The sequence below is a fragment of the Stenotrophomonas sp. RIT-551 genome, assembly GCF_026241915.1.
In the GTDB taxonomy this organism is placed as follows: domain Bacteria; phylum Pseudomonadota; class Gammaproteobacteria; order Xanthomonadales; family Xanthomonadaceae; genus Stenotrophomonas; species Stenotrophomonas bentonitica_A.
Window position 1 is genome coordinate 1 of sequence record NZ_JAPJIU010000029.1, and the last position, 11,608, is coordinate 11,608.

Here is an 11,608-nt window from a genome sequence, read left to right on the forward strand (position 1 = left end):
CGGACGTTCGCCGCCACCGCCACCGCCACCACCGCCTTCACGGCCGCCGAGCATCTGCATTTCATCGGCGATGATGTCGGTGGAATACTTCTCCACGCCATCCTGACCGGTGTACTTGTCGTAACGCAGGCTGCCTTCGACGTAGACCGAGCTGCCCTTGCGCAGGTACTCACCAGCGATCTCGCCGAGCTTGCCGAAGAACACCACGCGGTGCCATTCGGTACGCTCCTGCTGGTTGCCATCCTTGTCCTTGCGGACGCTGGTGGTGGCCAGGCTGATGCGGGTGATCGCCATACCGCCCTGGGTGTACTTCACGTCCGGGTCGTTGCCGAGGTTGCCGACCAGGATGACTTTATTGATGCCGCGCGCCATAGGGTTGCTCTTCCGTTGTCCGAGGGCAGGCCGCAGTCATATCACAGCCCCGGGCGGGGTGCAGATCTGCCGGGCCGCCCTTGGGAGAATTGGGGGGATCCAGATTGCACCATCTTATCATCGCCGCCGTCCCCGACCCTGTCGGAATTCCGGCCGGGAACGACCGGAAACCTGCTCGAGCCATATGCCGCAACGGTGACGGCGGTTCAGTCCCTGCGCCGCAGGCCGCTGGCCGCCAGCCCGAGGGACCTCCCGGCCCCGCCATCACGGTGCATGGCATGATGTCGCTTCACCGTCTCCCCGCCTGCTGAAATGACCATCCGCGGTAAAGCCACCTCCCTCGATATCGCCCACCTGGCCGGCGTCTCCCAGCCCACGGTGTCGCGGGCGCTGCGCGGCAGCCCGATGGTCAACGCCGAAACCCGGCAGCGGATCCTGGCCATCGCCCGGGAGCTGAACTACAAGGTCGACAAGAACGCCTCCAGCCTGCGCCTGCGCAATGCCGGCACACTGGCCCTGCTGTTCTTCGAGGACCCGACCAATGACGATTCGCTGATCAACCCCTTCTTCCACGCGATGCTCGGCTCGATCACGCGGGCCTGCGCGCTGCGCGGTTATGACCTGCTGGTCTCCTTCCAGCAGTTGTCCACCGACTGGCAGGCCGATTACGAGGACAGCAACAAGGCCGACGGCATCATCCTGCTCGGCTATGGCGATTACCACGAGTCGCGCGAGCGGCTGCAGCGGCTGGTCGAGCAAGGCACCCACTTCGTGCGCTGGGGCGCTTCCCTGCCCGACCAGCCCGGTGTCTCGATCGGCAGCGACAACTTCCAGGGCGGTTTCGACATCACCGCCCACCTGCTCGACCAGGGCTGCCGCCGGATCGCGTTCGTCGGCCATGCCTCCAGCCACTATCCCGAGTTCGAGCAGCGCTATCGCGGCCACGTCGAAGCAATGCGGGCGCGAGGCCTCACCGCCGAGCCCTCGCTGCAGCACGATGCGATCACCACCGAGCAGTCCGGCTTCGATGCCTGCCAGGCGCTGCTGGCGCGCGGTGAGCGTATCGATGGGCTGTGCGCGGCCAGCGACCTGATCGCGATCGGTGCGATGCGCGCCCTGCGCGAGCATGGCCTGCGCGTGCCGGAGGACGTGGCGGTCACCGGCTTCGATGACATCCCGCTGGCCGCCTCGGTGTCCCCGCCGCTGTCCACGGTGCAGCAGGACACCAAGCAGGCCGGGCACCTGCTGGTGGAAAAGCTGTTGGCGCTGATCGACGGCCAGCCGGTGGAAGGCCAGAGCATCGCGGTGAAGCAGGTGCTGCGGGAATCCTCGCTGCGCCGCTGAGTCCGTTCAGGGCACCCGCTGGAAGCTCAGGCTCTCGAAGCTGAGGGACCGCGCCTGGCCATCGGCCACGTGGAAGGTCAGCCAGTTGCCGCTGTTGGGGACGAACTCGACCCGGACCTGGTCAAGGTGTTCGCCCGCGGTGGCCACCGCGTCCAGCTGCCCCCAACGCAGCCGCAGTGCCTGGTCACCGGCCGCTTCGACGTTCATCTCGCCGAGCAGCGGGTGCACGTATCTGCCCACGTAGCCATCGCGCGGCAACGTTCGCAGCCACGGGCGTGCCTGGATCGCCTGGCGCTGACGCGCCATGTTCCGCTGCGCCTGGGCCGCCGTTGCCTGCAGGGCCAGGAAGCGGGCGGCGGAGCTCGCTGCGATCCCCTGCTCATGGAGCAGCACGCCATACACGTGATCGGCGATGAGATTGGTCAGCGGTGCGCCCAGCAGGTCCTCGTTGTTGAGCACCACCAGTGCGATGTTCTGATCAGGCATGAAGGACAGGTGCGCGTGGAAGCCGGCGAATCCGCCGAAGTGGTGCAGCAGCCGGTGGCCTTTGTACTGCCCGGTGTACCAGCCCCAGGCATAACCATCGCGCGCAAAGTCCAGATAGCGCGCGCTCAGCGCGACCTGCCGCTGCTGCGAACGGCTGATCACCTGCGGTGCGAAGGCCGGGGTGCCCGCGCACGGGAACTGCGCAATCAGGAACCGGGCCAGATCCGGTGCGCTGGCGACCATGCCACCGGCCGCCTGCATCGTCCCGTCCGCTTTGCGCAGATACAGGGCCGTGGTCGGTTGCGCGCTGCCCAGTGAGTACGGCTTGGCCAGGGGCCAGCCCGCCGTTTGGGCACGGCTGATCCGGGTGCTGGTATGGCGCATGCCCAGCGGATCGAACACCGCGCGCTGCAACTGGTCCTGCCACGGCAGCGCGTCGTGCTGGTCCATCCAGATACTCAGCAGGTTGTAGCCGAGATTGGTGTAGCCGAAGGTGCCGTGGGGCGCGTCCGGGTCGCGCCGGGTCGCGCCCACCAGCGCCAGCCGCGAGGCAGCGTCATGCACGCCGCTGAAAGCAGTGGCCCAGACCAAGGCGGGGTTGTCCACGCCTGCGGTATGGGTGAGCAGATCACGCACGATGACCGCCTCGGCATCGATACCTTCCAGGCGCATCTGCGGAAACATCTGCTGGAGCGACATCGCCATGTCGAGCTCACCGGCGGCCTCCCTCTGCAGGGCGTTCAGCGCGAAGAACGGCTTGGTCGCCGAGGCGATGTAGAAGACGGTGTCGGCCGTGACCGGCGTACCGGCGGCAATGTCCGCCAAACCGTAGTAGCCCTCATGGATCACTTTGCCGCCCTTCACCACGACGACGGCGGTACCGGACGGCAAGCCGGTCGCCGCCTTGGTCTGTTCGATGAGGGCGGACAGCGGGGCGAAATCGAGCGGCGTGGCGGCGCCGACCGGAGACAGCACGGCCACGGCAAGGCCGGCACAGAGTGCCAGGATGCGTTTCATTCGAGGGTCCTGTTGCAGGGCAGCCGACAGCGGACCTGCCGGCTGGGGTGGGCGGCCGCATCCGCGGCCTGCGCCGGATACCGACGGTCAGGCCGCGGCGGACAACCGGAGGGCGATCGGTCGGGGGGCCGTACGCTGGCTTACTTCAAGCGGCGATCCAGCACGAAGTACACCACGTTGCCCAGGCCGGTCGCCCCGAGCAGCAGCGCGATCGCACCCGGCGTGACCCGGTCGATGCCGAGCAGATCGACCAGCCCGAAGGCCAGGGCCAGGGTCAACATCACGCAGCCCCAATGCAGCGCGGCCAGCCGGCGCTTGGTGGTATCGCCGGCCAGCAGCGAACGCACCAGCTCTTCCGAGCCGCGGGCTTCGACGATACGGCGGCGCGTGTGGCCATCGACCACGCTCTTGATGGCATACACGATGCCGAGGATCAGGACGACGGGCAGAATCAGGTTGTAATCCATGGTGCGTTCGTTCCGTTGAGGAGGGGCTTGTCCACTGAGATACGGCCACGGCGGGATCGGTTGCACGGAACACGGTTGCAACCGGAGAGGCACTCGACGTATCTCTATGGAACATGCGCACGTCGCCGCCCCCTCCTGCCGACTGTCTCGATGCCGACCGGAAACTGGTCGACGCGATTCTGTCGCGCCAGCCCGGGGCGTTCGAGCAGCTGGTGCGGGAGTATCAAGGCCTTTGCTGGCGCGTGGTCGATCGCATGGTCCGCCACCCCGACGACACCCGCGAGCTGTGTCAGGAAGCCTTCCTGCGCATCCATCAGACGTTGCATCAATACCGCGGCGAGAGCGCACTGAAATCGTGGGTCGCGCAGGTTGCCTATTCGATCGCCAAGCGGCACCTGGAACGGCGACGCATCCCGCTGGTGGAGAACACCGTAAGCGACGACGGCACCGCCTTGATCGATCGGGTCGGCGATGGCATCGATCTGGAAGCCCTGACCAGCGAGCAGGACATCAACGCCCACCTGCATGCGGCCATCGACGCCCTGCCCCCGCTGCAGCGCACCCTGCTCACGCTCTACCATCTGGAAGAGATCTCCATCGCCGAGATCGCCACCCTCACCGACCTGGCCGAAGGCACCATCAAGAGCCACCTGTTCCGCAGCCGCAAGCGGCTGCGCGAACTGCTCGAATCCCGCATTGGAGTGCCCGCATGAGCAGCACAGACGATTCCCGGATCGACCCCGACGAATGGCACGCCCAGGAACGCGGGCTGCGCGCGGCGCTGAGCGGCCAACGCGCCGGACCGGACGCCCCCGATTACCTGCGTATTGCCCAGGCGATCGCCTCTGCGCCGCAGAGCGGGCCGCCGATGCGCTTCGCCCGCGATGTCGCCGCGCACATCGCCCGGCATGACGCCGGGATCGAACGCTGGGTCTCCCGGGCCCTGCTGGCGGTGCTGGCGGTCGCGGTGCTGGCGTTGGTTTCGCTGTTCGGCCCGGCATGGTGGCACGCGCTCGAGCACGCCGCGGGCAGCGCGGCGACCGGGTGGCTGCTGGCTGGCGCAACCTGCGTGGCGCTGTCGTGGCTGGCGGCCCGTTGGCGGGCGTCCGGCCGGAAGCACCCATGACTTACGGCGGATGCAGGCTATCTGAATAGGGCGGATAACCGATCCATCGCCCAGGGGAAGCTGTCCGCATGCTTGAGATCCGCGCGCTGTCCAAGACGTACGCCAATGGGGTCCACGCCCTTGCCGGTGTCACCCTCGATATTCCCCGCGGCATGTTCGGGCTGCTCGGCCCGAACGGCGCCGGCAAGTCCTCGCTGATGCGCACCCTGGCCACGCTGCAGGAAGCGGACAGCGGCACCGCCACGTTGTCGATTCCGGGCGAGGCGAGCATTGATGTGCTGCGTGACAAGGATGCGGTGCGCCGGCGGCTGGGGTATCTGCCGCAGGACTTCGGCGTGTACCCGAAGGTCAGCGCACTGGATCTGCTTGAGCATTTCGCAGTGCTCAAGGGCCTCACCCACAAGGCCCAGCGCCGCGAAGTGGTGGACGCGCTGCTGCAGCAGGTCAATCTGTGGGGAGCGCGCAAGCGCAAGCTGGGCACGTACTCCGGCGGCATGCGCCAGCGCTTCGGCATCGCCCAGGCGCTGCTCGGCGACCCACGCCTGGTGATCGTCGATGAACCTACCGCCGGGCTCGACCCGGAAGAGCGCAACCGCTTCCTCAACCTGCTTGCCGCGATCGGCGAGAACGTGGCGGTGATCCTGTCCACGCACATCGTCGAGGATGTCACCGACCTGTGCCCGAGCATGGCCATCATGAACAAGGGGCAGGTGCTGCTGACCGGCAAGCCCAGCGATGCGATCAACGCGTTGCAGCACCAGGTCTGGCGCAAGCAGGTGGACGTTGCCGAACTGCCCGCCTACGAAGCCAACCATGTGGTGCTGTCCACCCGCCTGGTCGGTGGCCGGCCGGTGATCCATGTGCACAGCGCGACCGACCCCGGCGACGGCTTCGCCGCCGTTGCTCCCGATCTGGAAGACGTCTATTTCCAGCGACTGCGCCTGCAGTCGCGGGCCGCCTGACCGGAGCCCGCCGATGATCGCTGCCTTCTTCCGCTTCGAGCTGCGCGAGCAGCTCCGTTCCCCGCTGCTGTGGCTGCTGGCGGGCCTGTTCGCGCTGATGGCCTTCGGTGCCGCGTCCACCGACGCGATACAGATCGGCGGTGGCACCGGCAACGTGCACAGCAATGCACCCATCGTGATCGCCACGGTGCTGGGCATGTTTACCCTGCTGGGCATACTGGTCTCCACGCTGTTCGTCAGCAACGCGTTGCTGCGCGACTTCGATCTGGGCACCGCCGAGCTGATCTTCGCCAGCCCGATCAAACGCCGCGACTATCTGGCCGGGCGCATCGGTGCGGCCCTGGTCAGCGGGCTGCTGGTCTACGTGATCATCGCCCTGGGCCTGGCGCTGGGGCCGTTCATGCCCTGGGTGGATCCGGCCCGCATGGGCCCGGTCTCGCTGTACAGCTATGTGTGGGCCTTCGGGGTGATCGTGATCCCGAACCTGGTCTTCACCACGGCGCTGCTGGCGTTGCTCGCGGCCACCACGCGCTCGATCCTGTGGGTCTACATCGGCGTGATCGGTTACTTCGTGCTGTACGGCGTCAGCGCCGCCCTGCTCAGCGACATCGACAACACCTGGGTGGCCGTGTTGAGCGAGCCGCTCGGCCTGCGCGCGCTGTCACGGACCATCCGCTACTGGTCGGTGGCCGAGCGCAACAGCGGCCTGCCCGCCGTGGCCGGTCAACTGCTGGCCAACCGCGCGCTGTGGCTGGGCGTGGCGGCCGTACTGTACGCCGCCACGTTCGCCTTGTTCCGCACCGAACGCAGCGGCAGCGCTGGACGTCGCTGGGGACGCAGGACCGCCCTCGTGACGACCGCGTCCGCACAGCGGCCGAGCCAGGTCGTAGTGCCCCGCGTGGTGCCGGGCCACGGCGCCGGCACCGCTTGGAGGCAATTCCTGCACCAGGTCCGCTTCGACACCAGCGGCGTGCTGCGCAGCGTGCCGTTCCTGGTGCTGCTGATACTGGGGCTGTGCAACTTCCTGCCCGGCGCGCTGTTCCGCCAGACCCTGTACGGCACGCCGATCTGGCCGGTCACCTCGGAGATGCTGACCGCCCTGCAGGGCGCCTACAGCTGGCTGCTGATCATCATCGTGCTGTTCTTCGCCGGCGAACTGGTCTGGAAAGAGCGCGCGGCCCGGATCAATGAAGTCACCGATGCGATGCCCGTCCCCAACTGGGTCCCGCTGCTGGCCAAGTTCGCCACGCTGGTGGCGGTGATCGCCTGCTTCCAGGCGATCGGTGCGCTGGCCGCGATCGCGGTACAGCTGAGCAAGGGCTACACGCAGATCGAGCCACTGGTGTATCTCAAGACCCTGGCACTGGACTCGGTCGTCTACCTGTTGATGGGCGGCCTGGCGCTGGTGCTGCAGGTACTGACCAACAACAAGTTCATCGGCTACGCGCTGCTGATCGTGGTGATGATCGGCCAGGCGGTGCTGGGCATGCTCGACTACACCCAGAACCTGTACAACTTCGGCAGCTGGCCGATCGCGCCGTACTCGAACATGAACGGCTACGGCCATTTCCTGCCGGGGCAACTGGCTTTCCAGGGCTACTGGGCGCTGTTCCTGCTGGCGCTGCTGTGTGTCGCCTCGGCGTTCTGGGTCCGTGGTGTCGGCACCAGCCTGCGCCAGCGCCTGGTGCTGGCGGGCCGTCGCCTGCGCGGCCCGGCCGGGCTGGGCGCCGCCGTCGCAACGCTGGCCTTCATCGGGCTGGGCGGCTGGCTGTACTGGAGCACCAACATCCGCAACGAATTCCTCTCACCGGACCAGCAGCTGGACCTGCAGGCCCGCTACGAGCGTGAACTGTCGCGCTACCGCGACCTGCCGCAACCGCGCATCGTCGCGGTGGACAACCGGATCGACCTGCACCCGGAAACCCAGTCGGTGGTGATCGATGCGTACTGGACGGTGCGCAACACCCACACCACCCCCATCGCGCAGCTGCACGTGGCGATGAACGACGACAAGCAGCTGACCGCGGTCGACCTGGGCGGCCAGACGCTGGCGATGCATGACGCCGAGCTGGGCTATCGCATCTACCAACTGACCGCCCCGCTGCAGCCAGGGGAGGAACGCCGCATCCACTTCCGCGTCAACCAGCATCCGACCGGCATCACCTCCGATCAGGCGCCCACCGACCTGGTGGAGAACGGCAGTTTCTTCAACAGCCGGCTGCTGCCCTCGTTCGGGTACGACCAGGGCGTGCAGATCACCGACCGCAACGAACGCCGCAAGCGCGGCCTCGGCGAACCGAGCCGCATGCCCAGGCTGGAAGACCAGGCCGCCCGCGCGAACAATTACGTGACCGACGATGCCGACTGGCTGGCCTTCCGCAGCACGATCTGTACCGCGCCGGACCAGATCGCGCTGGCGCCGGGCTACCTGCAGCACGAAGCGACCGTCAACGGGCGGCGCTGCTTCAGCTACGCCATGGACCGGCCGATGCTCAACTTCTATGCCTACCTCTCGGCGCGTTGGGAAGTGAAGCGCGCGGCATACAAGGGCATCCCGATCGAGGTGTACTACGATGCGCGCCACGGCTACAACGTGGACCGCATGATCGAGGCGGTACAGAAGTCGCTGGCGTATTACGAGGCCAACTTCACGCCGTACCAGCACCGGCAGGTGCGCATCATCGAGTTCCCGGGCTACGCGCGTTTCGCCCAGTCGTTCGCCAACACCATCCCCTACTCTGAATCGATCGGCTTCATCGCCGACCTGCGCAATCGTGACAAGGTGGACTACGTGTTCTACGTGACCGCCCACGAGGTCGCGCACCAGTGGTGGGCGCACCAGGTGATCGGTGCAAACGTGCAGGGCGCGACGATGTTGTCCGAATCGCTTTCCCAGTACTCGGCGCTGATGGTGATGGAGAAGGAGTACGGGCGGCAGCAGATGCGCCAGTTCCTGAAGACGGAACTGGATGGCTACCTGTCCGGGCGTGGCAGCGAGGGCATCGAGGAGCTGCCGTTGGCACGGGTGGAGAACCAGCAGTACATCCACTACGAAAAGGGCTCACTGGCGTTCTACCGCCTGCGCGAAGAGATCGGCGAGGCCGCACTCAACCGTGCGCTCAAGCGTTTCCTGCAGGACAAGGGCTTCCAGCAACCGCCCTACACCACCTCGACCGAACTGCTGGGCTACATCCGGGCGGAGACGCCGGCCGACCGCCAGCAACTGGTGACCGATCTGTTCGAGAAGATCAGCTTCTACGACAACCGCGTGCTGGCCGCGACCGCGCGCAAGCGGGCGGACGGCAAGTACGACGTCACGCTGAAGCTGCATGCCGAAAAGCGCTATGCCGACGGTGACGGCAAGGAGACCGCTGGCGCCATGGACGACTGGATCGAGCTCGGCGTGTTTGCCAACGCCCCCTCGGGCAAGGAGCGCGACCAGAAGGTACTGTACCTGCAGCGCCACCACGTCACCGAGGCCAACCCGTCGATCACCGTGACGGTGGACGGCAAGCCGGATGAAGCGGGCTTCGATCCCTACAACAAACTGATCGATCGGGTCTCCTCGGACAACCGGCGCAAGGTGACGCTGCAGTAGAACGCAGCGTCAGCGCGGGCCGTCGGCGAAGTCCTTCAGGATTTCGCCGACGCCCGATGGCGAGATCTCAAACCCCAGCGGCGTGCCGGGGTTGATCACCACGCCGTAGCCGCCGGGAACGCGCTTGAAGTGGAGGATATCTCCATCGCTGACATCGCCCCCCCTGACCAACCTGGTCGAAGGCGCAGCCAAAACCCCTCACTTCTCGGCCCGAAGATGGCTGCACACGCGGCCCAGATCACCCTTTGGATTTAGCGTCCAGCGCGGCAAATGCACTCACCCAGGCTTGCACTGACTGCAGCTGCGGCGGGAATTATCCCGACACCAAAACACTGCCTCGCCCCGTACAAGCCGTAGCAGAAATCCGATCAATCCAAGCTGAGTGCCGAGGCACGATGACAGTGCCGGAGAAAGTGGTCTTTGCATAAGACGAAAGCCCATCTTGCCCATGGAGCGGCAAGTTGATGCTCGTAGCTTGGATCGAAGATCTTCGTTCGGCACTCTCTCTTTCAAGGGGCTTGCGATGAGAATTTTGATTCGGGCAATTGTATTCCTCTGGATTTACTCAGGCGCATATCAGATCGCTTCCGCGCAACAGCTGGTACTTTGTTCAAACTGCACTCAGCCATATTAGTATGAATCTGCAGCAGAAATTGCTCACGGACCGCGCAGAGGCTGGGAAAGCTATCTCGTAGTGAACCCAAATACATCCAAAGGCATGTTCGCCAGCGTAGTCTACGTGCCACCTGGTGAGGTACCGATGCGTCTGGAGCGCGCAATCCCACGCACGGAGAACGATCCGGGAAATTGGATTGTCGTGGTCCCGAAGTCCAGGAAGCCCAGCAGCACACACTCTACAATGCAAGGAAATGGTGACTTCTCAACATCATCGTCCGGACTTCATCATGGCCAGCAACTGCAGCTGGATGCAATCGTCTCCATGTCGAAAGAGTGGGTATTTATAAAGCCACAAAACAATAGTGGATACTTCAACAGCTTTAATGATGCGCTCCAGAACATGGCGGCTGTGGATAGCGTCATCAGGATTGGACACACGACTACCAACCCTGCTTGGGTCAACGATCAAATCAACGGAAACCTCGTCGCCAGCTTGTTTCGAGCACTGGAGTCATTTTTCGGCCGAGGGATAGGCGGCTGCCTCCTGATGGACAATGGCGACGTGGCGTGCTGGCAGATAAATGTACTTGCCCCTGGCGCCGCGAGGCTTGTTGAGGGAACGTCGAAGGACGCAGAGGGAAATGAAATCCCCGCAAGTGGCACATTACCGAATGGATCCGGCACTGAGGTCAACGTGCACCCGGATACACCACAACCAGGCTACGTATCCTATGACTGGGGCCAGTATCAGTACCGTTGCGGTCACGTGAACGGAAAACTCAGTCATTGTGAATGGATTGCCCCACGCTGAGGCACGGCAGAATGAAATCAGTATTGCTACTAGTCGGCATGATCGCAGGTGCTGCGGTTGGAACTCTGGCTGGATTCTGGCTCGGCAGCTGGAATCACCCCAAGCCTATCGACGTGTTCACAAATGAGCTGGCCACATATATCAGCCTGTTGCATGACACCGACGGCACGCCTAAGGATCTGCAGTGGACGCGGGATGCGCTCGCCTTGCAGATGGCCAATACGCTTGTACTGGCTGGAAGTCATCCAAAGAGCTCCTCCATTCCCGGAACTGAAGACCGCCTCAAGGCTATCGCCGCACGTATCCTTGAGCAGAACCTACTGGTAGAAGTTAAGCAGCGAGATGCGCGTGAGCTGGCGCACAGCGTGGCAGCTTGCATCGTGAGCGAGAGCGCGCCAGATTTCTGCCCTTCTCATTCTGATCAGGCAACAAGGTGACCCTGCAGTAAGGTGCAGCGTCAGCGCGGGCCGTCGGCGAAGTCCTTCAGGATTTCGCCGACGCCCGATGGCGAGATCTCAAACCCCAGCGGCGTGCCGGGGTTGATCACCACGCCGTAGCCGCCGGGAACGCGCTTGAGCACGTCCAGCATCAGCATGCGGATGGTATGCGGGGCCTGCTGACTGTGGAAGCCGACGCGGCTCATATCGGTGAACACCGACACGTGCAGTACGCCCTGCTTGTCGAACAGCAGCGGATCGAAACCGCTGCCATCCGGCGTCACCAGGCTGCCGGTGAGCAGCACCACTTCCGACGCCACGAATGCCTTCATGAACAGGCCGATCGGCAACTGACCGTCCATCGCGGTCT

The 11,608-nt window shown here is 64.9% G+C and carries 11 protein-coding genes and 1 pseudogene; 7 read left to right on the forward strand and 5 right to left on the reverse strand.

What is annotated here, in order from left to right; genetic code table 11:
- Positions 1 to 372, reverse strand: a 372-nt coding sequence (gene ssb / locus ORK51_RS17770; protein ID WP_266086259.1) for a single-stranded DNA-binding protein, incomplete at its 3' end; no start/stop codon positions are given.
- Positions 373 to 684: 312 nt separating this feature from the next.
- Here ssb and ORK51_RS17775 point away from each other — a divergent pair.
- Complete coding sequence (locus tag ORK51_RS17775; RefSeq protein ID WP_019185701.1) at positions 685 to 1,716, forward strand: LacI family DNA-binding transcriptional regulator; 1,032 nt, start codon at positions 685 to 687, stop codon at positions 1,714 to 1,716.
- 6 nt (positions 1,717 to 1,722) lie between these two features.
- Here ORK51_RS17775 and ORK51_RS17780 read toward each other — a convergent pair whose 3' ends face one another.
- Positions 1,723 to 3,219 carry a serine hydrolase domain-containing protein gene (locus tag ORK51_RS17780; RefSeq protein WP_266086262.1) on the reverse strand — a complete coding sequence of 499 codons (1,497 nt, stop codon included), beginning with the start codon at positions 3,217 to 3,219 and terminating at the stop codon, positions 1,723 to 1,725.
- A 140-nt stretch (positions 3,220 to 3,359) separates the two neighbouring features.
- A complete protein-coding gene (locus ORK51_RS17785) occupies positions 3,360 to 3,686 on the reverse strand; it encodes a hypothetical protein (RefSeq protein ID WP_019185699.1) in 327 nt (108 codons plus the stop codon).
- A gap of 113 nt (positions 3,687 to 3,799) precedes the next feature.
- Between ORK51_RS17785 and ORK51_RS17790 the strand changes: the two genes are divergently transcribed.
- The 4 genes from ORK51_RS17790 to ORK51_RS17805 all read left to right on the forward strand — a co-directional run bounded on the left by ORK51_RS17790 (position 3,800) and on the right by ORK51_RS17805 (position 9,372).
- On the forward strand, positions 3,800 to 4,399 hold the full coding sequence (locus ORK51_RS17790) for an RNA polymerase sigma factor (protein ID WP_019185698.1): 600 nt from the start codon (positions 3,800 to 3,802) through the stop codon (positions 4,397 to 4,399).
- Entirely contained in the window at positions 4,396 to 4,812 is a 417-nt protein-coding gene (locus ORK51_RS17795; RefSeq protein ID WP_266086265.1) for a hypothetical protein, read from the forward strand. Before ORK51_RS17790 ends, ORK51_RS17795 begins: the two co-directional genes overlap by 4 nt.
- 68 nt (positions 4,813 to 4,880) lie before the next feature.
- Positions 4,881 to 5,774: an ABC transporter ATP-binding protein gene (locus ORK51_RS17800; protein WP_266086267.1), complete on the forward strand. Its 894-nt coding sequence runs from the start codon at positions 4,881 to 4,883 to the stop codon at positions 5,772 to 5,774.
- Positions 5,775 to 5,787: 13 nt separating this feature from the next.
- On the forward strand, positions 5,788 to 9,372 hold the full coding sequence (locus ORK51_RS17805; RefSeq protein WP_266086269.1) for a M1 family aminopeptidase: 3,585 nt from the start codon (positions 5,788 to 5,790) through the stop codon (positions 9,370 to 9,372).
- A 9-nt stretch (positions 9,373 to 9,381) separates the two neighbouring features.
- On the opposite strand, the pseudogene ORK51_RS17960 reads toward ORK51_RS17805, so the two are convergent.
- Positions 9,382 to 9,498: pseudogene (locus tag ORK51_RS17960) on the reverse strand (SseB family protein); the annotation flags it as partial.
- Positions 9,499 to 10,132: 634 nt separating this feature from the next.
- Here ORK51_RS17960 and ORK51_RS17815 point away from each other — a divergent pair.
- Both ORK51_RS17815 and ORK51_RS17820 read left to right on the forward strand, forming a co-directional pair.
- Positions 10,133 to 10,801: a hypothetical protein gene (locus ORK51_RS17815; RefSeq protein ID WP_266086273.1), complete on the forward strand. Its 669-nt coding sequence runs from the start codon at positions 10,133 to 10,135 to the stop codon at positions 10,799 to 10,801.
- 11 nt (positions 10,802 to 10,812) lie between these two features.
- A complete protein-coding gene (locus tag ORK51_RS17820; RefSeq protein WP_266086275.1) occupies positions 10,813 to 11,238 on the forward strand; it encodes a hypothetical protein in 426 nt (141 codons plus the stop codon).
- Positions 11,239 to 11,258: 20 nt separating this feature from the next.
- Here the strand turns inward: ORK51_RS17820 and ORK51_RS17825 are convergent, their stop codons facing one another.
- Positions 11,259 to 11,600 carry an SseB family protein gene (locus ORK51_RS17825; protein WP_266086277.1) on the reverse strand — a complete coding sequence of 114 codons (342 nt, stop codon included), beginning with the start codon at positions 11,598 to 11,600 and terminating at the stop codon, positions 11,259 to 11,261.
- Positions 11,601 to 11,608 lie beyond the last annotated feature (8 nt).

What these genes read in the sequence shown, in the direction of transcription:
- ORK51_RS17780 (WP_266086262.1), bottom strand. Translation starts at nt 3,219, where the DNA reads ATGAAACGCATCCTGGCACTCTGTGCCGGCCTTGCCGTGGCCGTGCTG.
- ORK51_RS17815 (WP_266086273.1), top strand. Translation starts at nt 10,133, where the DNA reads ATGCGTCTGGAGCGCGCAATCCCACGCACGGAGAACGATCCGGGAAAT.
- ORK51_RS17795 (WP_266086265.1), top strand. Translation starts at nt 4,396, where the DNA reads ATGAGCAGCACAGACGATTCCCGGATCGACCCCGACGAATGGCACGCC.
- ORK51_RS17800 (WP_266086267.1), top strand. Translation starts at nt 4,881, where the DNA reads ATGCTTGAGATCCGCGCGCTGTCCAAGACGTACGCCAATGGGGTCCAC.
- ORK51_RS17775 (WP_019185701.1), top strand. Translation starts at nt 685, where the DNA reads ATGACCATCCGCGGTAAAGCCACCTCCCTCGATATCGCCCACCTGGCC.
- ORK51_RS17785 (WP_019185699.1), bottom strand. Translation starts at nt 3,686, where the DNA reads ATGGATTACAACCTGATTCTGCCCGTCGTCCTGATCCTCGGCATCGTG.
- ORK51_RS17825 (WP_266086277.1), bottom strand. Translation starts at nt 11,600, where the DNA reads ATGGACGGTCAGTTGCCGATCGGCCTGTTCATGAAGGCATTCGTGGCG.
- ORK51_RS17805 (WP_266086269.1), top strand. Translation starts at nt 5,788, where the DNA reads ATGATCGCTGCCTTCTTCCGCTTCGAGCTGCGCGAGCAGCTCCGTTCC.
- ORK51_RS17790 (WP_019185698.1), top strand. Translation starts at nt 3,800, where the DNA reads ATGCGCACGTCGCCGCCCCCTCCTGCCGACTGTCTCGATGCCGACCGG.
- ORK51_RS17820 (WP_266086275.1), top strand. Translation starts at nt 10,813, where the DNA reads ATGAAATCAGTATTGCTACTAGTCGGCATGATCGCAGGTGCTGCGGTT.